This is a genomic window from Spirosoma aureum (assembly GCF_011604685.1).
GTDB lineage: Bacteria > Bacteroidota > Bacteroidia > Cytophagales > Spirosomataceae > Spirosoma > Spirosoma aureum.
The window spans coordinates 7572741-7594053 of record NZ_CP050063.1 but is presented as its reverse complement, the minus strand read 5'-3'; the positions used below and the strand labels follow the sequence as shown (position 1 = coordinate 7594053).

Below are 21313 nucleotides of genomic sequence, written 5' to 3'. Positions count from 1 at the left end.
CTGTGCAGCACCTCCACAAGCATATTGCCCGCATTGTTCTGGTTAGTAGCGCCTGTTTACTTGGTGGTATTTATGGGTATTACTATGCCAGCGAATGGATGGCAAAATGGGCGTTTGCGCATCAATCGTATTTCGCAACGGATGAACTGATTCTACTAAAAATTCCTCAAAAAGTACTTTCTCACCAGAATGAGTATCTGGCTAGTGATGGAGAATTCGAGTGGCAGGGTGAAATGATTGATGTGCTCCATCGCGAACTTCGTTCAGATACGTTGTATATCTATGGTTTTCGGGATAAAGCTGAAACTGAACTCATGCAGGAAGCTGCCTGGCTCTATGAGAAAAAGGTGAATACCGATCGTCAACCCCTAAGCTCCCGTTCCCACACGAAACGAATCAAATGGTTTAGTCCCTTTATTTTGCCCCGGTCTGGGTCAATTACTCCAGTGCCAGGGGGCAACCTGTCCAAACAGACGGCTTTCTTTGCCTATTTCCCTATTCGCATCAGGCTACCACTACTGGAAGTACTCGCTCCCCCGCCCAATTTATAGGGAATCTCCCGTTGACTTGCCAGGGCAAGCTGTTCGGTCTACTTATTCTTCACTACATTATCTAAGCCGATAATGCCTGGTCGCGTGTCTAAAATTCCGGATCGGTACTTCCCGTCTGGCAGAACTTTCTGTTTCCAAACAATCACCTGCATTATGAAATCAATCTATATTCGATATATTATTGCTGTACTTATGCTAAGCGGAATAAGTACAATCCTGTATGCCCAGCAAGCGATAACGGGGCGTATTGTGGACCCAACTAATTCTCAGCCTATCGTTGGCGCAACGGTACTGATTGACGGGACAAGCCGGGGTACAACCGCTGATGACAAAGGGGAATTTAACCTGTCGGCCAATGAAGGAGATCAACTTCAAATTTCCGCAATTGGCTATCAAACGTTAACCGTACGTGTTAAAGCGAGTACACGTAACCTGACGATTGAACTGGACCCATCGAACACAGACCTGAACGAAGTGATAGTAGCAGGCTATTCGACACCCCAAACGATTCAGCGTACTGCTGGAGCCGTGGGTTTGATTACCAGCCGGGATATTCAACGAACGAATGGAATTCACCTCCAAAATTACGTAAACCTGATTCCCGGTGTGAAAGTTGAAATGCGTACCATAGCTGCCGGAAACCGGATCGTTATACGCGGTTATGGTAATCAGACTAACTTCAATGGAGTTGGGTACAAAGCTTATCTGAACGATATTCCACTCACTGATGGTGATGGCACTACTTTTCTGGACGACATAGACTTTACAACCCTGAGCCGGGTTGAGGTATTAAAAGGACCCGGATCAAGCTCGTATGGGAATGCGATTGGTGGCGTTGTTAATTTCTATACTGAACGGGCACCCATCGGCAAAACGAGCATTAGTCAGCAGGTTTTGGGCGGATCGTATGGCTTATTCCGAACGAACACATCCCTGAAAATCGGCACCGATAATACCAGCCTGAATATTAACTATGGTCACCAGAAATACGACGGATTCCGGACACACGGCGGTTCTCAAAAAGATTTTTTGAGTATCACCAGCGACACTTATATGAGTGCCAAACGGTCAATGTCGGTCTTTGTCGGCTACACTAATTCGTATGACCTGCTAGCCGGAGAAATAGACAGCGTTGCCATATTGGAACAACCCGAAAGCTCAGACCCGGTATATGTCGCCAACAATGCCAGCATTAAAACGGAGAGTGCCCGAGTTGGACTCAGTCACAACTACCAGTTCACGGATCGGTTTTCCAACAAAACAACCCTATTTGTGGGTGGACAGATCATTGATCAGCCCTTTGCTGCTGGGGTCAATAAGTCAAACAAGTTCAAATTTGGAGGCCGGTCTGTATTCACGTATAGCAATGATGCCAGCCCGTTACGACCTACGATTAGTGTTGGTGGTGAGTTTTTAAAGAACTTCAACTACGCCAAAGGATATGGATTATCAAATAATATTCTGGGAGCACTCCGCTCAGATCTGGAAGTACAGGCGATGCAGTACAGTTTATTCGCACAGGCAGCCCTGCAAATTGCCCCTAAGCTAACTTTATCGGCGGGTGCAGGCCTCAACTATGTGGAGTACGGCATTACGGATATGCGCGCAGCTACTACAACACCCCTGTATGTCAATGTGTCGGGATATAAGCGATTCAAGCCTATCCTGGCTCCTCGGGCCGCTCTCGCTTACCAGGTCATGAATAACGTGTCGCTTTATGCCAGCATTAGTAAGGGGTATTCGGCACCGAGTACTAATCAGGTAATCATTGCACAGACTGGCGTTGTGAACTATGATCTTCGGCCAGAACAAGGGATTAACTATGAGATCGGCAGCAAAGGGAGCTTTCTGAATAAATCACTCACCTACGAAATCGCCTACTTTAGCATGGCCGTAACGGATAAATTGGTTCCACAAGGATTCGCTGCCACCTCTACAGTGCCAGCTTATTCAATAACGACCAACGCGGGGAAAGTGCAGCACAATGGACTAGAACTTGCTGTTCAATATGCTTATCGTCCTAATGCCGGAGCGGTTTCGCTGATCCGTCCGTTTGTTTCCTATACCTACAGCGATTTTTATTACAAGGACTATAAAAGTGACAATAACAGCGATGCCAAAACAGTCGATTACACGGGTAAAAAAGAGTCGGGCATTGCGCCAAATCTGTTGAACGCGGGTGTTGATCTGGAGACTCGGGCTGGTTTTTACCTAAATGGAACGATGATGTACGTCGACAAAATGCCTATTAACCTGCCCAACAGCCATTTCGCCGATGCTTACACGCTTGTAAATGGGAAGTTGGGCTATCGTAGTGGCTTAGGAAATCACTTCAATCTCGACGTATATGTGGGCTCTGACAACCTCTTGAGCAGCACGTATTCGTCGCTGGTATTCCTTAACCTGGCCAATCCGGCAAACAACCGTCCACTAGCCTATAATCCGTCACCGAAGATTACTTTCTATTCAGGGGCAATGCTGAAGTATATATTTTAATTTTTTGTGCCTGTTCAGTGACACCATTTTGCGTCACTGAACACTAATCATCGACTAATCCATGAAAATCCATAAAATAGCCCTTTTAGTGGCGCTTACGACCCTTAGCCTCACGGCTTGTACATCTACTCAAAAAGATCAGCAAGCAACTGGTAAACAACGAATCGTCTGCGTTGCCAAGCAATTAACGGAACTGATATACGCTCTTGGTGCGGGTGATCAGTTAGTTGGTGTTGACTTGTCCAGTACCTATCCAACTGCTGCGCAGAAGCTAACCAAAGTGGGTTACCACCGTATGCTCAATGCAGAAGGTATTATCGCGCTTAAACCGACCGTTGTTTATCATGATGGTAACGTTGCACCGGAAGCGGTTATGAAGCAACTGGAAAAGGTAGGCGTGCCGATGAAGGTATTTCCAGATGCGCATACCATCCCCGAAGTCAAAGCCTTGTTTGATACGCTAGCCACCCAGTTTGGTGCCCAGAAACAGGCCGATAGTCTGAAAACGAAACTAGATGCTGATCTGGCCAAAGCTGCCGAAAGCGTAAAGCAGTATAAGACGGTGCCTAAAGTAGCGATTATCCATTTCGGCCGTGTCATTAACAACTACCTGGTTATTGGTAAAGCGGGAACTGCTTCTTATATGCTGGAGATGGCCGGTGGCAAAAACGTAATGGACACATTGAAAGGCATGAAACCGCTTAGTCCCGAAATCATCAGCAAAGCCCAACCCGACATCATTCTGGTTACTGATTTTGGCTACGACCGACTGGGCAACGCGGAGAAACTAGCAACGCTGCCTGGCATTGCCCTGACGCCTGCGGGGAAAAATAAAAAGATTTACCGCATTGAAGAGCACGATCTGATTTACTTAGGCCCTCGCACAGGTGAAAATATCTTGATGCTCATGAAGTTAATACACCAGTAATGAAATTATCTTCCTTAACACGGGGCAACTGGTACGTTCTTTTAGCGATTCTCTTGGTGCTGTCCATCGTGGCAGCACTGCGAATTGGTGCCGTTGACCTGACGTTCGACGATATCGGGCATATTTTACTGAATGGCATGGGTCTGACGAATACCTCTGTTGAACCTGTTTCGCAGGGGCTTTTTCTTCAGATACGACTCCCTAGAGTATTGCTTTGTGCCACGGTTGGAGCTGGACTGTCGGTATCAGGTGTTCTGATGCAGGCGTTATTTCGAAACCCTATTGTTGAGCCGGGACTGGTAGGTACCAGTTCCGGAGCTGCACTTGGCGCGGCTCTGGTATTTGTGCTTGGCAAGAACATCAATTGGGCCTTCACCGACGCGCTGGGGCTGTTTCTATTACCCTGCGTAGCCTTTACTTTTGCTTTTTTAGCCACCCTACTCGTGTATAGAATCGCATCGGCAAGCGGCAAAGTGAATGTGGCCACGATGATTCTGGCGGGCATTGCCATTAACGCGCTGGCTACGGGTGGCACTGGCTTTCTGTCGTATATTGCCCGTGACCCGCAAGCCCGTTCCATCACGTTCTGGAATCTGGGTACATTTTCCGGAGCCGACTGGACACAGTTCTACATTGTATTACCTGTTACAACAATTGGTATTTTACTTTCCCTTCGATTCACCAAAGCCTTGAATATACTGATTTTGGGAGAAGATGAGGTGCGGCATTTAGGCTACAACATCGACCGGCTCAAGATTCAAATACTGTTATTAAACACCCTACTGGTTGCTATCGGTACCGCCATGGTGGGGGTGATTTCGTTCGTTGGGCTGGTGGTGCCGCACCTCTTACGGCTACTAAAAACATCGGATAATCGGTTTCTGGTTATTGCTTCAGCTCTGCTAGGCGGATCCTTACTCACCCTAGCCGACACCCTGGCTCGAAGACTGGTTGCTCCCGCCGAATTTCCAATTGGCGTCATCACCGCATTTGTTGGCGCACCCGTGTTTATCTGGCTTCTAATTCGGAACACCCGATCATTTCAAAAAGGAGGGTTTTATGCTTAAAGCAGAAAATCTGTCCTTTCGAATTGGGGATAATCTCCTGATTGACGATGTTTCACTGACGCTGATGCCCGGTGAGTTTACCATGATATTAGGCCCTAATGGGGCCGGGAAAAGTACGTTATTAAAGTTGTTGTCCGGTACAGAAACGCCCAATCAAGGCCAGGTCTGGTACGGTGATCAACCCCTGAAGTCGATCCCTCTTAGCACTTTAGCCAAGAAGAAAGCTGTTCTTTCCCAATTGCTATCATTGCCGTTCGATTTGAGCGTAGCAGAGGTAGTCATGATGGGTCGTTACCCTTATTTCAGCCTTAATCCTACCGTTGCGGACAACCATATAGTAGATCAGTGTCTGGATAGGGTAGGCATGATATCCTTCAAAAGTCGTCCCTTTGCCTCTCTTTCCGGAGGGGAGAAACAAAAGGTGCATTTGGCGCGGGTACTGGCTCAGTTACATAGACAACCAACAGACCAGTCGATTAAGTACTTATTTTTAGATGAACCCATATCGGCCTTAGATATTCAGTATCAGCATCAGATTCTGAATTTGGTAAGTAGTCTGGCATCGCAGAACATGGTCGTATTTGTCATTGTCCATGATTTAAACTTAGCTCTGCAATACGCCCATAAAGTAATTCTGATGCATGAGGGACACCTGGTCGGCATGGGTACTCCCGACGAAATATTAACTGAAACCACGATCGAAACGGTCTTTCAGCTCCGACCCTGTTTTATGACCCATCCTCAAACTGGGCGAAGAGTGATGGTTTATTAATTGGATTGTGAGGTCAAACCAAAAACCGCGTTACGTTATAGACACGTGAATGAGTCTGTAACGTGATGGAGACGCATTGGATCATACATCAATCGTTTAGCACAACTTATTCACGGTCAATAAAATAGTACATTTGGCTGCGCCTGTCGAGGGAGGGATTGCTCCTTCATGGGCGTATCCGCCAATTGGGTCAGGGTTAAGCCTCCACCCAGACACTGCTGATAAAAGGTCATCGCCTGGGCACAATTGCCATCAAATAAGAGAAAAGGGGTGCAATGAATCTTGGTCTGTTTCTAGCTTTTAATACGTTACTTATTGAAAAACGTTTGCGTTTCGCTTAGATATAACGAAGCCATGTTTGCTCTTTATGACGCTCCTTATAGTTTCCATACCAATGACAAAGCGGGTACATCGCCAGGACAATGAAGACCCAAATGACATAAATTGCCCATAACTCCACTCCGCTGCCTGTTTTTGGTCGGCCGAAGTTAGAGCCGAATACCAGGTCAGACCAGTGGAATCCTTGCAGGAAGACCATGACAAAAACAAGCGGGTGTATCAAATACCAGTGCACCAGGAAATAGAACAGTGGGGTTTTTCCATACACACATACGATATCCGTCCATTTGTTTTTAACACCTTGTACTCCCGAAAGAATTAGAAACATGAGCCCCAGAAAAAGAAGACAGAATTGCAGTGATGGGGGATATTTGGTCACGTTGACGAATGATAGAAATGTGTAGAGTAGATTCTTTTGTGGGGACCAGTTAACCGGATCACCATAAACGTTAGCTACTCGTAACGCAGTAAATAAGCCCAGCGACAACAATCCTACCCTCAGAAAGATCCGTCGTTGTTCTTTTTCTGTTGACGTAAAAAAACTACCGGCACTGTAGCCGATCAGCATAATGCCGAGCCAGGGAACCGGCGGGTAGGCAACAAAAAATAGTTTCCCGGTAGCATATGGGAAAGCCATGGGAGAGAAAAGAGACATCAGAACTTTAAAGAGCACGTTGTCTGGAACCGGCACCAGGCTGACCAATGGATGAAGAGCGACGATCATACCTCCGATAACCCCTATCGTCCGGGGAGGCAAGCTTAACAGCAGGCTGAGGATAAGGAATCCAACCCCAATGGCGGCAATCACCTCAGCGATCAGGAAATCGAAATGTGGGTCGAACCACATGCCGAAATTGACCACACTGAATTCCACCACAACCAGCCAGATCCCCCTTAGAAGCAAAAAGCGCCTGGTAGCGGCCAGATCGTGTTTGGCGTTCATGGAAAGAAAAGCGGAGGTACCGGCTAGAAATACAAAAGTCGGGGCACATAAGTAAGTAATCCATCGGGTGAAAAATAAAGCAGGCGTAGTGGTGGTCAGGTCCGTGGGGGACTGCGATAATGAGGTGGTATGCATCAGATCCCGAACGTGGTCCAGGGCCATAATGATCATGACCAGACCGCGCATCACATCAATACTGTTGTTTCGTTTCATGCTTCTTGGTATTTCTCGGGTCAATCCGCTATGGCGCATCATCGCCAACGTTCGATGTCCTCTACCCACTTCTGCTGCTTCATGGTAAGACCAATTAGTAAGGCCACCCCGCTGTAGGCAAGCGCGTCAAACGCACTAGCCAGGAGATTGCCTCGATTGGCGACGGGGTTCGACAGTGCACCGGGGACATGGACTAGCCAAAACCACAAAAAGATCATCAGCGAGAGTAACAGGGCAATGATTCGTATCCGGATTCCCAGCATAATCGCTATGCCGGAAGCGGTTAAGGCGATTCCCGTCAGGTTTACCCAAAACAGGTGGTTTGCCATCCAGTCGGGAACGGTATTGACCAGAAACTCTGCATAAATTAGGTGGGAGATCCCATAGCTGGTCATGGTGTAGAGGAAAAACAAATTGCCATAGGGCATAATTTTTTCCAACACTGCTAGCTTACCGGTCAAGGAGTTCTCAAACGAGTAGGCTACCACAAAGGCACCACCAGCCAGGGCCAGTTCCTTCAAAGGAGTTGTCCACAAGCCTAAGTGATACAGTTTATTGGGTTCGGAGATGAGCTCGTAAGTCATATGGGTTCCCAGGAACAGCGCCATCCAGATCGCCCCCAGCAGGAGAGCCGCTTTTTTCCCGGTACCCGGTACAACCAGTAAAGCGCCCGTGATGATCAGATAGAGTCCAAAGAGAAAAGCGAATACATTCAGGAACGGAAGGTGAAGCTGATAGACCGAGAAAAATACATCTCGGAAGCTGCCAAAATAAACTTGTTGACAACCATACACAAAAAGAGCGGCCGCATAAAAAGCCTGGCCGATTCGTATCAGTTGTTTCATGGTGATCTCTCAGTGATGTATGCTCAAAAGTAAAGACAAGTCGTTACGCCCAGCCGTATTGTCTGTACACAACCCAATTCATCGGTATTCACCGTTGACCGAAAAATAGGGTCGTTGACCGAAAATAGGGTACCGCAGTAGCTCACCGACCCTTAAAACGCTTACCTTAGTTTGAGATGGCCAGCTCATGAACTTAAATCGAGACCTTGCATTTAATGCTATTTTTTGGCTGCTGTACTTCCTGTATCAGTGGTTGGGTCTGGCGTCTCTATACGGCAATTATCACGACTACTTTATCAACGCCTGCATGGCCCTGCCCGTCGCTTTCCTCTTTTCCAGGCTGGCCGTTCATTTCTTGCTAAAGAAGCGTTTGGTAGAAACCAGCCAGGCAATCGATTGGGTGTATCTGGCGCTCTTCTCCCTTGTTTTGCTGGTCCTCAGGCGGTATATCAATTATTACCTGATCTATCCCAGGTACTTTCCCCAAGCCCAGCATATGCCGTTGTTTTCGCTGGGAAAAATGCTGGTCGATTTTGTGAATCTATACACGATAGCTGGCTTATATGCTTTGTATTATTTTATACAATCCTGGTATGAAGAACGATTTCGAGTACAGCAATTGGTGCAACAGCAAACAACGGCCGAACTGGACCTGTTGAAAGCGCAGGTTCAGCCTCATTTTGTGTTCAATACGTTAAATAATATGTATGCGACAGCCTTGAAACGTAGTCCTGAGACGGCATCACTGATTGCTCATCTGTCGGGTTTTCTGGAGTATAATTTGTATGCATCAACTCAGGCGATAGTACCTTTAGCGACGGAGATTGCCTATATCGACCATTATATCGAACTTCAAAAAAACAGGTATGGCCCCAAACTGGACGTATCGATTAATCTCTATACCCCTATCGATGATATCCAGATCGCTCCGTTACTCTTGTTGCCTTTGGTGGAGAACAGCTTTAAACATGGCGTGGCTAGCTCGCCGGGATTCAGCTGGATTCGTATCGATATTTCCAGGCTGGACGGCAAATTTTCGGTTAAGATCGCCAACAGTAAGGAAGAACAAGGCCAAATCCCTGTATCCACTACCGGGGGGATTGGCTTGTCGAACGTAAAAAAAAGATTGGTATTACTCTATCCGGATGCGCATGAGCTAACCATTATTGACGAGCCTCATTCGTACCTGATTCGTTTGACAATTAAACCGTTGACAAATGACTAATTGCTTAATTGTTGATGATGAAGCTCCGGCCAGGGCGCTGCTCATTGAGCATCTTTCAACGCTGAACGGTTTTACCGTTTTAGCCTCCTTAGACAATGCGGTCGATGGATTCACGTTTTTGCAGACAAACCCGGTTGACCTGGCATTTCTGGATATTCAGATGCCCAGAATGTCCGGTCTTGAGTTGATACGATCGGTAAAGACCAGTCCGAAGATCATTCTAACGACGGCCTATCGGGAGTACGCGGCTACGGCCTTCGAACTGGATGCGTTAGATTACTTAGTGAAACCCATCACCCAGGAACGATTCATGCGGGCCGTTTCCAAATACCTGCACTATCAAAACAGCCCTGAGGTTCCTGCCCAGCTTCCCGGTCGCTATGAGGAGATGTATATGTTCTTTAAGGTTGGCCGGGATCAAACTAAAATTTTCCTGAAAGACATTATTTTTATGGAGGGATTGGGTGATTATATACGGGTGCACACGATTGAAAAGTCGTACGTAGCCTCCGAAAAACTAGGGTTTATGGCCGAGAAACTACCTGAGGATAAGTTCATTCGGGTACACAAATCGTTTATTATTGCCTGGGATAAGCTTCTGAGTTACAATGCTGATCAGGTTCATCTAGCGACCGAAATACTTCCGCTGGGCCGGCTATATAAAGGAATATTTTTCCGAAAGGTCCAGGAACGTATTCTTCTCAGGTGAGAGTCACCAGATCGACCCATTGAACTGTGGGCGTCGGCCATCCTACGTGGCTTGAAAAATGCACCTGTGTAGGTCGAAACATGGGTTACAGGGTTGGCTTTAGAAATCCCGGATCTGGAGCCGCGGCCGACCGCCTACATGAGTTGCTCAATGAGCAGACTTAGTACTGCCATTTTGAGTTCATATTGCAGCACAGCATCATCGTACTATAAAAATAAGGCCGTGGTTTGTTGGCGCATCCTTAGTAACCACCATCCGCGGCTGAGGTGCACGGCTTGGAGCCAAAGAATCCTGACGAAAAAATTGGATTAAGCAACTTTTACCAGTTCTTTAAATCAGCTTTACGATTCATCCAGCATTTTACGGTCTGTGATCAGGCAATTTTATCCGGTATGAGCCAACCAACCTATTCAAAACTGACGTTGCATCAGGTTATCATGCTGGTATTGTCAGTGTATGTTGTCCTGGCTCTGCTTATTCGGGAACTGGTGCCCATGTATGAGGATACCCGGCAATTACTCGACCAGATCGATACGGGTATCTGTGTTTATTTTCTGTTCGATTTCTTTCTGAGGCTCTATCAGGCTCCCGACAAACTGAAATTTATGCGGTGGGGCTGGATCGATCTATTGGCCAGCATTCCGGCTCTCGACTGGTTTCGATTAGGGCAATTAGTGCGCGTTGTCCGAATCCTGCGCATGGTTCGGGCGTTCCGTTCGATGCGCGAATTCCTGACATATCTCTTCCGAAACCGCGCTAACGGAACACTTTCCGTCGTACTGCTCAGTTCGGTGTTACTCATGATTTTCGGCGCGGTGGCGATTTTATACGTGGAAAAGGTGCCGGAAGCAAACATCAAAACCCCTTCCGATGCACTCTGGTGGGCGTTTGTTACAATTACGACCGTTGGGTATGGGGATCGATTCCCGGTTACAACGCTTGGGCGGTTCATTGCGGCAGTCCTAATGATTGCCGGGGTAGGTCTGTTTGGGACGTTTACAGGTTACGTTGCCAATTTCTTTATTGAAGAAGATCAGGAAAAAGGGCAGGACGAGATACACATACTGATTGATGAAATTCGTCAGCTACGGCAGAAAGTTGAGGAATTGGAAAAACGACTCATGGAATGACCGGCGTTTTAGCCTTATGATCATTTCCCTACTGTATCGACAATACTCGTTGGCAACTGATACAGCAACCAGGTTTTATTCCGGATCGAGGCCGCTTTTTGTCGAATAAGTCGCATAAAGTCGGCAATGCCGACCGGTTCATTGCCATTGGCGTGAATTAATACAAGACTACCTTGTTTGGGCTGTTGATTTTTGGCTAACCAGGCATCGCAGCCGATCGGGAGCAGGCCGAATGCCAGAACCCGATCAAACACGAACTTATCGGAAACCAGGCCCGGAAATCGGAAAAAAGGCGAGGGTATCAGCCCATTTTTGATCATTGCCTGTTCGTTGAGCAGAATCTCATTCGTGAGGTTTGTGTTGGGCTCCAGCAAAAAATTGACACTCAACGGCAGGCGCGGATCGTAGTGATGATAGTACGAATGATTGACCCAGGTAATAGTCAGGTCGCCCCGACTGACCAACCCTTTTAAATAGGCCAAATCCTGCGCATGGCGCGCCATCCACAAACCTGTAATGGTTATTGTGATCGGAATCGGTTTTTCTTCTGGTTCGAAGGCGGCAATTAACTGCTCAAATACCGAACGGGTTAGCGGTTTGTTTGAGGGACAAAGATCGATGGTCAGACTAAAGCCCCGCTCAGTCGTATCGGCCCGTTCCAGTCCGGCATCCTGTAAATTCTGATCGCGTTGATGTTCGGCACGTATGGCCCTTAGATACGGTGTTTGCTGAAATTGCTGGGCCAGCTTTACCCAGGGCAATGGTTGAACAGTACTGGAAGGCAGACTGACAATAGCCGTTTCAAGCGTTTGCGGGTTGACTGTCAGATAGCGTAACTGGCGATTTTGCTGCCACTGCCGCAAAATGACCTGTTGCGGCCGTTTAAGCGTTGTTCCGAAATAAACGCGGTAATCGCTCATCTGGCCCATGGCATTGGCACTGATCAGCATGACCAAACAACCGATTCTCAGAAAGCGTGCCATGACCCTGAACAGACTGGTTAAGTAGATTTCCTGCCGTTAAAGATAATGGACTGTGCTGTTTGTTCCGTGGGTGGTAAGGTTGATTTCGCGTATGCCAACACAATGATTATCAATGACCATATTCGTTGGGTCATGCTTCATCTGGAAAAAGGTTGATGGTGTCAGTAACATCATCAGATTACCCCGCTGAACCACTTTTTCGACATGGTAATGTCCACATACAACTGTTATATGGCATGATGAGCTTTTGGCTAACTCAAGAAAATCAGCACTTTGCCGAAACGGATAATGGGTGTCCATATAGGTCACATCGGCTGGCAGGGGCGGGTGATGCATAAAGATCAACACATTATTGTTGCGCAGAGCCGCCATGTATTCGCGTAACCAGGCCCATTGTTTTGGCGAGAATTCCCCTTTCGACGTATCCAGAAACAAAGTTGGCCGACCTTCAAGGGGCAAGGCGTAAAACAGTTCGTCGTTGTGGAGGTTGTTCGTTCTGCCGAACACCTCAGCGAGCAGTACCGAATCGTCGTGGTTGCCCGGAATGACATAATACGGAAAGGGCAACGTATCCAGCGTCTGCTTTACCCATTCGTAAATGGCGCGGTCGCCGATCGTATTACAGATATCTCCGCCAAGAACCAGACAACTGGGTTGTAGCTCTGTCAGAAAGGCCAGTGCGTTTAGAAAATTTTGCCGCACGTCGATACCCTGTGGCCTTTTATCGGCAGTATCGATATGGATGTCAGTGATAAAGGCGATTCGCATGATAAGGGAAGTCTGGGCCGGAATCAGCTCAGTTCGGGGTCAGATCGTTTTGGCTTCGTTCCAGTATACATCCATTTCAGCCAATGTCATATCATTGAGTGATTTGCCGTTGGCGCGCGCCTTCTGTTCCAGATAGGTAAAGCGTTTGATAAACTTTTTGTTTGTTCGCTCAAGGGCTGTTTCTGGATTTATGTCAATAAAGCGGGCGTAATTTACGAGGGAGAACAAGAGGTCACCAAACTCACCTTCAGCACGTTCGGTATCGATCAATTCGTTCGTGTCGGTGTTGAACTCGGCTTTAAATTCCTGCATCTCTTCTTCTACTTTTTCCCAAACCTGTTGTTTCTCTTCCCAGTCGAAACCGGCTCCGCGTGCTTTTTCCTGGATACGCATGGCTTTAACGAGAGCAGGCAACGAGCTCGGTACACCCCCTAAAACAGATTTATTGCCTTCCTTTAGTTTAAGTTGTTCCCAGTTTGCTTTCACCTGTTCTTCGGTTTCAGCAACTGTATCGCCGTAAATATGTGGATGGCGGCTTATCAATTTTTCGCAGACACTGGTCAATACATCGGCCATGTCGAACCGGTCTGAAGATTCTGTTGTCGATTCCGATGCTATTTTGGCGTAGAATACCAGATGCAATTGGATATCACCGAGTTCTTTACGGATCTCATTCATATCCTTTTCCAGGATGGCATCAGAGAGTTCGTAAGTCTCTTCAATGGTTAAGTGGCGTAGGCTATCCATCGTTTGTTTGCGGTCCCAGGGGCACTGAGCGCGCAACTCGTCCATGATGGTCAGTAATCGGTCAAACGCCATGAGTTGCTCCTGACGGCGGGGGGATAAGTCTTGAAATTGTTTCATCTGGCTCATAAACCAATAAGACGCAAAAAGTCATATTGGTTTTGGAAAGTTTCGTGGAGCGATAGCGTCAATCGATCAGGCTGGAGGATGTGCTGAGTTATTTTATACGGTCAACGGCTATCATTGCTTAAGGTAAAGGTAACAGAAAAAGAGATGTAAGGACAGGTCAAAGACTGATTCGCCTGATCATGGAGCTACGTATCGCTGACCTTATTTCTCGTAGACAAACGAGCTAAAATTTGTCCGCTTTTGATCGGAAAGCTGTCCGTTCTCGGACGAGAGGGATAGTTATGTTTTTGTAATGTCTTGAAAATCAGTAAATAACTAACGATGGCACGGCACTTGATGATTACAGAGACAAAATCTAAACTAACAGTCAGTGAAAATCGATGAAAGAGAACCAACTTGTGTTTCGGTCATTTTTCCGCTCAAAATTTGAATACTCATAACGTTTGCGGCAAAAACGACATCGGCAGTATCTAAGTCCGAAGGCAGGAAAAAACCTTCCCGGCAATCGGTAAATCGCCGGAGCAATTGCCGCCGGGCGATGCCATTGATGCAACCGGTTTTGAGCGAAGGCGTAAAAAGCGTTTGATCGTTGAACCAAAACAGGTTCGATGCAATGCACTCCGCCAGATGGCCTTCTGTACTCAGTAAGATGACATCGTTGAATCCGTTCTCCTGTTTGTATAAACCCGCCAGGATATATGGTAACGAATTAAGCGTTTTACTGGCAGATACTGGTGATTCAGATAACCGAATTGTGCTATAAATTCCTATTTTTGTCTGTTCGGTGATATGAAACGGTACGCCTGGGCGAGCGGTGATCAAGTAATTGATTTCGTGGCTGGTAGGCGTATACAAGCCACCGGGTTTGCGCCAGATCTGGAGTTTAATGCGAGCCGGTTGAGTCAATAAATCATTGGTCGAAAGCAACTGAAGAATGAGCTGCTGAACCGACGATTCAGTAAAATGTACAGGTAATTGTAAACGGAGAGCTGCCATCCCGGTTGTGAGCCGGGTCATATGGTCAGGCCAGAACCAAAGGTGGTTGTTTTCGTAACGGATGGTTTCAAAAAGGCCATCTCCATATTGGAAGGCCCGGTCGTCGACTGGTAGCCGAAACTCATCTTCCGTAAGTATATCCGAATTATAAACCAGAAACATGCTTAGTTTGCGCCGTTTATCCCAAAATAATAGTTGCCCCGAAGGTAAGTTTGTAACATTGAACCATCAAAATCCAGCGAACATGCAAGTGGCGTGGAAACAAGTCGGGGCCGTTGTTGCTCTGCTATTCACAACGAGTTTATCAGGAACGTATGCCCAGAGTACGCCCACTACAGCGTCGACCGGTGACGTTACTACAGCGTTAGCGGCTGGAGCACCCGCCCGGCTAAATTTATTGCAGTGCATCGAGATCGCCCAGCAAAATAATATTCTGATTCGGCAAGGGCAGTTGACGGTCGCCAACAGCGATTTGCAGTTAAGACAGTCCCGACTAAATCAATTACCGACCACTAGCTTTCAGACCAACCAGGCTGTTAATGGCGGGCGCAGCATCAACCCTCAGGACAATACATTCGTTCAACAGACCATTCGGTCCAGTAACTACCAACTGAATGCGTCAGTGACCATATACAATGGATTGGTACTACGTAATACGGTAAAACAAAATGAGCTTGCGCTCCAGGCTGGCCAGCAGGAGCTTAGTGCAACAAAAAACAATGTGTCGTTAACAGTAGCGCAGAATTACCTGAATGTGCTGACCGGTACGGAACAACTGGCTGTAGCACAACGGCAGGCTGATGTGACACGGGCGCAGCTCGAACGGACACAACGATTAGTGAATGCCGGATCAGCGCCCGAGGCAAATCTGTATGAATTACGGGCTACACTTGCCGGTAATGAAGTTGATATTGTGACCGCTCAGAATACGCTCGATTTGGCCAGGGTAGCGTTGCTTCAGGCTATGAATGTGCCCATTAACCAGGCGTTTGAAGTTGAACCCGTTAATGTGCCAGATCCGGGCTTGGACCCCTATACCGCTACGGTGCAGCAACTTTATGATGTGGCGGCTACGAATCTGCCCGAAGTAAAAGGGGCTGATCTGCGTGTTAAAAGCGCTACGCTCGGCGTTCAGGTGGCTAAAGGCGGCTTGTATCCAACCTTATCGTTGAATGGAAACCTGAACACGCTTTATTCGAGTGCCGCTCTGAGTCAATCGCCTAATGGTCAGTTTAATCAGCAAACAATTGGTTTTTATACCGATCCAAGTGGTAATCAGCTCCCCGTTTATGCCAACATTCCGGGCTCCGATATTAAAGGAATAGCGTACGGTAGTCAGCTCGAAAATAATTTTAGCCAGTCGGCCTCCGTGTTCCTGCGAGTTCCGATCTTTCAGGGTAATTTGTCCCGAAACCGGGTTACAACGGCCAAAATCCAGCAACAGACTGCTGAACTAACGGCCCAGAATACGCGACTAACATTGCGCCAACAGATTGAAACGGCCTACACCGGTATGAGAGCTGCCGCCAACAAATTCCGGGCGACACAAGTGCAGGTATCATCGCTCGAAAAAGCGTTTCAGGTTGCTGAGAGCCGATTAAACGCCGGAGCTATCAACGCAACAGATTATAGCATTGCCAAAACAAATCTCGACCGCGCCAGAGCTAGTCTGGTGCAGGCTAAATACGATTACGTTTTCCGAACCAAGATTTTAGACTATTACCAAAACAAACCACTCGCCTTCAATTAGCGAATGTGTGAATTGTTGAATGACCGGACTGGCGTTCACGAGGATGATTTCTCGTCAAACTATTCATAAATTCGCTCGTTCACAATTCAACCATTATGAGAAAGAAGTCAAACAGGATTTGGTGGATATTAGGGGGAATAATTGTTCTGCTTGTTGGCGGATTAGTCGCTGCCAAACAAACAGGCATGATTGGCAAACCTAAATCGACAGAAGTAGATTTTGCCACCGTTAAACGGATCAATATCACCGAACGGGTTAGCGCGTCTGGCCGTGTTCAACCACAGGTCGAAGTAAAAATCAGCCCTGATGTATCCGGTGAAATTATTGGTCTCTATGTTAATGAAGGCGACCCGGTTAAAGCGGGCCAGTTGTTGTGTCGTATCCGGCCAGATAACTATGAATCGATGATGGCTCGTGCCAAAGCGACCGTCAACCAGAGCCGGGCGCAGCTTGAGCAATCGAAGGCATCGGTAGCCCAGTCGAACGCACGTTTGATTCGGGCAAAAGCCGATTATGACCGAACCCGCAAACTCTTTACGGATAAAGTGGTATCATCGGCTGACCTGGAAACCAGTGAAGCTAACTTTAATGTAGCGAAGCAGGAAGTTGAAGCTGCGAATGCCAATGTTCGGGCTGCCCAGTTTAATATTCAGAGTGCAGAAGCCAGCCAGCGCGATGCCAGTGAGAACCTGCGTAAAACCACCATTTACTCGCCCGTTAATGGAACGGTATCGAAGCTGAACATTGAATTAGGGGAGCGGGTTGTTGGTACGTCGCAGATGGCCGGAACCGAGATCATGCGCATTGCCAATCTTCAAAATATGGAGGTGCGCGTCAATGTGAACGAGAACGATATTGTTCGCGCTAATTTGGGCGATACGGCCGACATTGAAGTTGACTCTTATACCACCGCTGGCCGTAAATTCAAAGGGATTGTTTATGAAATTGCCAATACCGCCAATGGTCTGACGAGTTCGTCAGGGGCAGCTGCTGCGGCTACGGTTTCGGCTGATGCTGTTACGGAGTTTGAGGTAAAAGTAAAAATTCTCAATAATTCGTATGCTGACCTATTGGCACAGAAAGACAAAAAGGGCTATCCATTTAAGCCGGGAATGACCGCTTCCGTTGAGATCATCACCGACCGGAAATCAGGTGTATTGGCTGTTCCGATTGCCGCCGTAACGACGCGCGGAGTTGGTATTGACGCCACCGGACAGAAAGAAAAGTCGGATGATGACGACAATAACGCCGTTCAGCCGCCAGCCGACCAGCCCGAAAAGAAAGATAAACCCAAAGAAATTGTCTTCGTCAATGTTGGAGGGAAAGCCACCCAGCGCGAGGTAAAAACGGGCATTAGCGACTTTGAGAACATCGAAATCCTCTCGGGCCTGAAACCAGGTGAACAGATTATTTCGGGGCCGTTTATCGCTGTATCAAAGAAGCTCAAAGATGGCGAACTGATTACGAAGCGTGATCCGAATAAAAATAAGAAGAAAGAGGATAAGGACGAGTAAGACCTGTTTTTAGGCCTAATAATGTGCATCTAGGGTTAAACATAAGAATGTATAGCCCAGCCGCTAATCGGCCTAAACAATGTAAAAACAGGCCTTTTTTTGATCGTATCCGGCCTCCATGCTGAATCTGAATTTTGATAATGAGCCACTTAAATAAACTTTCAATCGGCTGACTAGTTTAATCGAGCTTATTTCCTGTATCGACGCATGGTTTACTGCTGGCCACTTTACCGGGCGTATGCAGGATAACGGCTTGATGAGTCGCTAGCTCCTCCTGTAACGAACGACTCCCATAGGCTTTGTCGCCAACCAAAGCGACGGCTCGAAAGGGCGCTACCTGTTGGCGTAAAGCAGGCAGGTCATTGACCGAAATCGCTGTTAGTTGCATCAGGCTCGGGATTGGTATATACCCCAATGGGTCCGTAGCCACCATATACCACTTACACCGAGACACAAGAGTCGTATGGTGGCACAATAGCCTTTATCAGCCCATTGTGAGCTATGGTGGCGGCCTCAGGCCGCCGGGACAGAATAATGGGCAAGGAGTCGGTTAGCAGCACGTCATCTCGATTTTGCAAGTGCCGACTCAATTCATCAATCAACGTCTCAAAATGCCATTCTATCAAGCTGATGGATGACAGCTTGATAGAATGGCAACCGGGGAACCTTCGCCCCAGTGATCAGTGATAGAATCGTAGGTTTGCCGCAGCGTAAAGCGTTCTTTGAGTAGGCCGAAAAGATAAGTTGTCATCAGTTCCTGATCGGTGAAAGTGGGGCAATAATTATTGCCGCTACGGCCTTTAGGTATGGCCTTGGAAATGTAGGGCTGGGTGCGTAGCATAGCAGCCGCAAACGTAGTCGTTGAGGGCAATAAGTTGTAGTTATAGCATTCCACAAACTTACCCACTCGTTGCGTTTGTCACTTTTAACCCTTGATTCACATTACAGACCTACTGGCTCCTTTTTTTATTCAGGTTGCCATTTTTACACAGTCTCTTATCGGTTTGTAATCAACCACATTCATGAAGATTACGTATAAACTATAAGTTGGAAGACCGCTAGTTGCTACTCTTTATACCGCTTTCCAGCTCATAATCGCTTTGTGGGAATCGCCGTCTTCTTTGACAGAAACTTCCACTTTCAGCGTTGTCGACGAAGCTTCGATCACTTTCCATTCCGATACATCAGTTGCATCAGTTCCGTTAATGATGCGAATCACTTTCGTCTGTTCGTTATATGACCAGGTGCTGGGTTTCACGACCGAGGGGTCTGTCTGATCATTGGCGCAGGAAAGCTGACCATTGCTGCCCGATAGTTTACCACCTTTCTCGAAAACGACCGTGTTGTCTTTGTCGCAGGGACGCATAAATACCATCAGGTCCGGATCAATTTTACCATCGCCATCCATGTCGATGGCAGGGCTGATTTGAAAAGAGGTCATCATTAGACTTTTTCCAACGAAAGCCAGCGAACCTGTTCCAGTGGTAGTTCCATCAGGCTGAACAACCGTGTCATTTTCTTTCTTACATCCCGACAGCGAGACTAATAATACGGCTGTAACAGCCAGAATAAAGGTATTAAATCGTTTCATGAGTATTTGTTGTAGTTACTGTAAAAAGAGGATTTTGGCGCAGTCGACGGTGGTTTTTGCGTCGACGGTTCAAAGATGGCAGTCGGGAGGGGGTACAATCAATCAGCAAGCGGATGAAGCACCGTTTTGAGTCCGTGAAGCGGAAAGAAAAGCCAGTGGAAAGTCAGGCCGGTTTGATCAGTTGTATCACCACTTCGAACGACTCCTCGGTTTCGGTGATTTGAATAGGGGGGAGGTCCAGCAGACGATATTTTTCTGTAATATTCAATAATCCTTTCTGCGTAGATTTCGTGTGGCTGTTGAACTTACGCTGTAAATTGTTCCAGATGCAGAGCGCACCGGTTTCACTGGTCGAAATGCGAATAAGAAGCGGTCGATTGGCCGAAACGACATTGTGTTTGACCGCATTTTCAACAAGTAACTGAAGCGTCAGCGGGGGCAGCAGGTAGGACTGAAACGTGTCGGCAATATCCAGATCGACCCGAATGCCCTGGCCGTATCGGGTCGTGAGCAAATGTGAATACGAGTGGATGAACGTTAGCTCGGTTGCCAGTGTGGTTAACTCCCGATCGTTGGCCTGAAGCAGATAGCGATAAACGCTGGACATCTCATCGACAAATTGCTCAGCCCGCTGGGGCTCATCAGCGATTAGCGACGAGAGCGTATTCAGGCTATTGAACAGAAAGTGTGGACTGATCTGCACCTGCAACGCCCGCATCTGCATCTCCGTCATTTCCTGCCTTAACTGCTGAACGGCCAGGTCGGTCTCGGCCTGTTCGCGCAATCGTTGTTCACGCTCGTGAGCCAGTTCTTTATCGACCAGCGCCTTGCGGATCGATTCGCGCCGGTGGCGGTATGCGAGACCCAGCGAGAAACAGAGCAGTTCCAGAAAAATACCAATATGCAGATACGTTAGAGGAGCCTGCCAGAAGGGCGTAGGGTCTGGGCTGGAAAGATCGAGCCAGAACAGCGTAAGTAGCATAGAGGCCACCCCGCCCAAAACCAACAAGAGGGAACCGGTTATAAACAGCCGGGAAACCGCGTTTGGGCGCTTATAAATACGAACGACGATGTAAATGGAGAGTATCGCCAGGACAAGCCGAACCGCAGTATGAACAATTTCGTGGATCGGTTTCGACCACAAATCTGTCGCGAAGCAGAAAATCAACTCCACAACAAGGTACGCCAGTAACCCGGCCTGGGCATAGCGAAACAGCCGAACCAGTCTGGGATTACGTTTTTTTAATTCCAGAAAAGCCGTTGCAAACTCAAAATAAACAAAATAGGCGACCATTGGTCCAATGGTTCGCAGGAAATACCAGAGATTACCGGGTAAGTCAACGGTTCGCGACGGGTTCCGAAGTACGAAATAACTCAGCCAGACGAGCATGTAGAGTGTATACAGTCCATACACACGCTCCCGATACCAGAGCCACTGCACGACATTGTACAGGAGCATGGCTGTGAGCATTCCCAGAAATACCAGGACCCATGTTTCGTAAGTCATTTAGGCTAATGACAGTGTAAGCAGGCAAATTTAGGCACAACCTTGCAAAGGTCGTCTTTGTCGTTGCCATACAAGCAGTCTTAACCATGAACCGGACAAACAGGTTTATCAAC

Annotated in this window: 20 protein-coding genes; 10 read left to right on the top strand and 10 right to left on the bottom strand. The window is 47.5% G+C overall.

All coding sequences use genetic code 11. The features are described 5' to 3' along the window. Positions 1–2: 2 nt before the first annotated feature. The 5 genes from G8759_RS30370 (at position 3) to G8759_RS30350 (ending at position 5814) form a co-directional block, all read left to right on the top strand. Complete coding sequence (locus G8759_RS30370; protein ID WP_167216728.1) at positions 3–551, top strand: hypothetical protein; 549 nt, start codon at positions 3–5, stop codon at positions 549–551. Positions 552–704: 153 nt separating this feature from the next. Then, positions 705–3047 carry a TonB-dependent receptor gene (locus tag G8759_RS30365; RefSeq protein ID WP_167216726.1) on the top strand — a complete coding sequence of 781 codons (2343 nt, stop codon included), beginning with the start codon at positions 705–707 and terminating at the stop codon, positions 3045–3047. A 61-nt stretch (positions 3048–3108) separates the two neighbouring features. Then, entirely contained in the window at positions 3109–3975 is an 867-nt protein-coding gene (locus G8759_RS30360) for a heme/hemin ABC transporter substrate-binding protein (RefSeq protein ID WP_167216724.1), read from the top strand. Next, a complete protein-coding gene (locus tag G8759_RS30355) occupies positions 3975–5042 on the top strand; it encodes a FecCD family ABC transporter permease (protein ID WP_167216722.1) in 1068 nt (355 codons plus the stop codon). The genes G8759_RS30360 and G8759_RS30355 overlap by 1 nt, the downstream gene beginning before the upstream one ends. Continuing rightward, entirely contained in the window at positions 5035–5814 is a 780-nt protein-coding gene (locus G8759_RS30350) for a heme ABC transporter ATP-binding protein (protein ID WP_167216720.1), read from the top strand. Before G8759_RS30355 ends, G8759_RS30350 begins: the two co-directional genes overlap by 8 nt. A gap of 337 nt (positions 5815–6151) precedes the next feature. Here G8759_RS30350 and G8759_RS30345 read toward each other — a convergent pair whose 3' ends face one another. Next, positions 6152–7309: a DUF1624 domain-containing protein gene (locus G8759_RS30345; protein WP_167216718.1), complete on the bottom strand. Its 1158-nt coding sequence runs from the start codon at positions 7307–7309 to the stop codon at positions 6152–6154. A 38-nt stretch (positions 7310–7347) separates the two neighbouring features. Next, a complete protein-coding gene (locus G8759_RS30340) occupies positions 7348–8154 on the bottom strand; it encodes a DoxX family protein (RefSeq protein ID WP_167216716.1) in 807 nt (268 codons plus the stop codon). Between the two features lie 187 nt (positions 8155–8341). On the opposite strand from G8759_RS30340, the gene G8759_RS30335 reads away from it, so the two are divergent. From G8759_RS30335 to G8759_RS30325, 3 genes are all read left to right on the top strand, one after another. Continuing rightward, complete coding sequence (locus G8759_RS30335) at positions 8342–9379, top strand: sensor histidine kinase (RefSeq protein ID WP_167216714.1); 1038 nt, start codon at positions 8342–8344, stop codon at positions 9377–9379. Then, positions 9372–10088: a LytR/AlgR family response regulator transcription factor gene (locus tag G8759_RS30330; protein WP_167216712.1), complete on the top strand. Its 717-nt coding sequence runs from the start codon at positions 9372–9374 to the stop codon at positions 10086–10088. Before G8759_RS30335 ends, G8759_RS30330 begins: the two co-directional genes overlap by 8 nt. A gap of 392 nt (positions 10089–10480) precedes the next feature. Then, positions 10481–11218: a potassium channel family protein gene (locus tag G8759_RS30325; RefSeq protein WP_167216710.1), complete on the top strand. Its 738-nt coding sequence runs from the start codon at positions 10481–10483 to the stop codon at positions 11216–11218. Between the two features lie 20 nt (positions 11219–11238). Here the strand turns inward: G8759_RS30325 and G8759_RS30320 are convergent, their stop codons facing one another. The 4 genes from G8759_RS30320 to G8759_RS30305 all read right to left on the bottom strand — a co-directional run bounded on the left by G8759_RS30320 (position 11239) and on the right by G8759_RS30305 (position 15000). Continuing rightward, positions 11239–12201, bottom strand: coding sequence for a polysaccharide deacetylase family protein (locus G8759_RS30320; RefSeq protein WP_167216708.1), 963 nt, complete (start codon positions 12199–12201; stop codon positions 11239–11241). A gap of 36 nt (positions 12202–12237) precedes the next feature. Continuing rightward, entirely contained in the window at positions 12238–12969 is a 732-nt protein-coding gene (locus G8759_RS30315) for a metallophosphoesterase family protein (protein ID WP_167216706.1), read from the bottom strand. A gap of 39 nt (positions 12970–13008) precedes the next feature. Continuing rightward, positions 13009–13833, bottom strand: coding sequence for a nucleoside triphosphate pyrophosphohydrolase (gene mazG / locus G8759_RS30310; protein WP_232074005.1), 825 nt, complete (start codon positions 13831–13833; stop codon positions 13009–13011). A 369-nt stretch (positions 13834–14202) separates the two neighbouring features. Continuing rightward, positions 14203–15000, bottom strand: coding sequence for an aminotransferase class IV (locus G8759_RS30305; protein ID WP_167216704.1), 798 nt, complete (start codon positions 14998–15000; stop codon positions 14203–14205). A gap of 82 nt (positions 15001–15082) precedes the next feature. Between G8759_RS30305 and G8759_RS30300 the strand changes: the two genes are divergently transcribed. Together G8759_RS30300 and G8759_RS30295 are read left to right on the top strand one after the other, a co-directional pair. Then, positions 15083–16588 (top strand): TolC family protein, encoded by a 1506-nt coding sequence (locus G8759_RS30300; RefSeq protein ID WP_167216702.1) that lies wholly within the window; start codon positions 15083–15085, stop codon positions 16586–16588. Between the two features lie 95 nt (positions 16589–16683). Beyond that, a complete protein-coding gene (locus G8759_RS30295; RefSeq protein WP_167216700.1) occupies positions 16684–18102 on the top strand; it encodes an efflux RND transporter periplasmic adaptor subunit in 1419 nt (472 codons plus the stop codon). A 178-nt stretch (positions 18103–18280) separates the two neighbouring features. Here the strand turns inward: G8759_RS30295 and G8759_RS30290 are convergent, their stop codons facing one another. The 4 genes from G8759_RS30290 to G8759_RS30275 all read right to left on the bottom strand — a co-directional run bounded on the left by G8759_RS30290 (position 18281) and on the right by G8759_RS30275 (position 21200). Then, positions 18281–18490, bottom strand: a complete 210-nt coding sequence (locus tag G8759_RS30290; RefSeq protein ID WP_167216698.1) for a hypothetical protein — start codon at positions 18488–18490, stop codon at positions 18281–18283. Positions 18491–18724: 234 nt separating this feature from the next. Continuing rightward, a complete protein-coding gene (locus G8759_RS30285; RefSeq protein ID WP_167216696.1) occupies positions 18725–19009 on the bottom strand; it encodes a hypothetical protein in 285 nt (94 codons plus the stop codon). A gap of 165 nt (positions 19010–19174) precedes the next feature. Continuing rightward, complete coding sequence (locus G8759_RS30280) at positions 19175–19693, bottom strand: hypothetical protein (protein WP_167216694.1); 519 nt, start codon at positions 19691–19693, stop codon at positions 19175–19177. Positions 19694–19856: 163 nt separating this feature from the next. Further along, positions 19857–21200, bottom strand: coding sequence for a sensor histidine kinase (locus G8759_RS30275; RefSeq protein WP_167216692.1), 1344 nt, complete (start codon positions 21198–21200; stop codon positions 19857–19859). Between the last annotated feature and the right edge of the window lie 113 nt (positions 21201–21313).

What these genes read in the sequence shown, in the direction of transcription:
- G8759_RS30365 (WP_167216726.1), top strand. Translation starts at nt 705, where the DNA reads ATGAAATCAATCTATATTCGATATATTATTGCTGTACTTATGCTAAGC.
- G8759_RS30360 (WP_167216724.1), top strand. Translation starts at nt 3,109, where the DNA reads ATGAAAATCCATAAAATAGCCCTTTTAGTGGCGCTTACGACCCTTAGC.
- G8759_RS30355 (WP_167216722.1), top strand. Translation starts at nt 3,975, where the DNA reads ATGAAATTATCTTCCTTAACACGGGGCAACTGGTACGTTCTTTTAGCG.
- G8759_RS30350 (WP_167216720.1), top strand. Translation starts at nt 5,035, where the DNA reads ATGCTTAAAGCAGAAAATCTGTCCTTTCGAATTGGGGATAATCTCCTG.
- G8759_RS30345 (WP_167216718.1), bottom strand. Translation starts at nt 7,309, where the DNA reads ATGAAACGAAACAACAGTATTGATGTGATGCGCGGTCTGGTCATGATC.
- G8759_RS30340 (WP_167216716.1), bottom strand. Translation starts at nt 8,154, where the DNA reads ATGAAACAACTGATACGAATCGGCCAGGCTTTTTATGCGGCCGCTCTT.
- G8759_RS30335 (WP_167216714.1), top strand. Translation starts at nt 8,342, where the DNA reads ATGAACTTAAATCGAGACCTTGCATTTAATGCTATTTTTTGGCTGCTG.
- G8759_RS30330 (WP_167216712.1), top strand. Translation starts at nt 9,372, where the DNA reads ATGACTAATTGCTTAATTGTTGATGATGAAGCTCCGGCCAGGGCGCTG.
- G8759_RS30325 (WP_167216710.1), top strand. Translation starts at nt 10,481, where the DNA reads ATGAGCCAACCAACCTATTCAAAACTGACGTTGCATCAGGTTATCATG.
- G8759_RS30320 (WP_167216708.1), bottom strand. Translation starts at nt 12,201, where the DNA reads ATGGCACGCTTTCTGAGAATCGGTTGTTTGGTCATGCTGATCAGTGCC.
- G8759_RS30315 (WP_167216706.1), bottom strand. Translation starts at nt 12,969, where the DNA reads ATGCGAATCGCCTTTATCACTGACATCCATATCGATACTGCCGATAAA.
- mazG (WP_232074005.1), bottom strand. Translation starts at nt 13,833, where the DNA reads ATGAAACAATTTCAAGACTTATCCCCCCGCCGTCAGGAGCAACTCATG.
- G8759_RS30305 (WP_167216704.1), bottom strand. Translation starts at nt 15,000, where the DNA reads ATGTTTCTGGTTTATAATTCGGATATACTTACGGAAGATGAGTTTCGG.
- G8759_RS30300 (WP_167216702.1), top strand. Translation starts at nt 15,083, where the DNA reads ATGCAAGTGGCGTGGAAACAAGTCGGGGCCGTTGTTGCTCTGCTATTC.
- G8759_RS30295 (WP_167216700.1), top strand. Translation starts at nt 16,684, where the DNA reads ATGAGAAAGAAGTCAAACAGGATTTGGTGGATATTAGGGGGAATAATT.
- G8759_RS30290 (WP_167216698.1), bottom strand. Translation starts at nt 18,490, where the DNA reads ATGCAACTAACAGCGATTTCGGTCAATGACCTGCCTGCTTTACGCCAA.
- G8759_RS30280 (WP_167216694.1), bottom strand. Translation starts at nt 19,693, where the DNA reads ATGAAACGATTTAATACCTTTATTCTGGCTGTTACAGCCGTATTATTA.
- G8759_RS30275 (WP_167216692.1), bottom strand. Translation starts at nt 21,200, where the DNA reads ATGACTTACGAAACATGGGTCCTGGTATTTCTGGGAATGCTCACAGCC.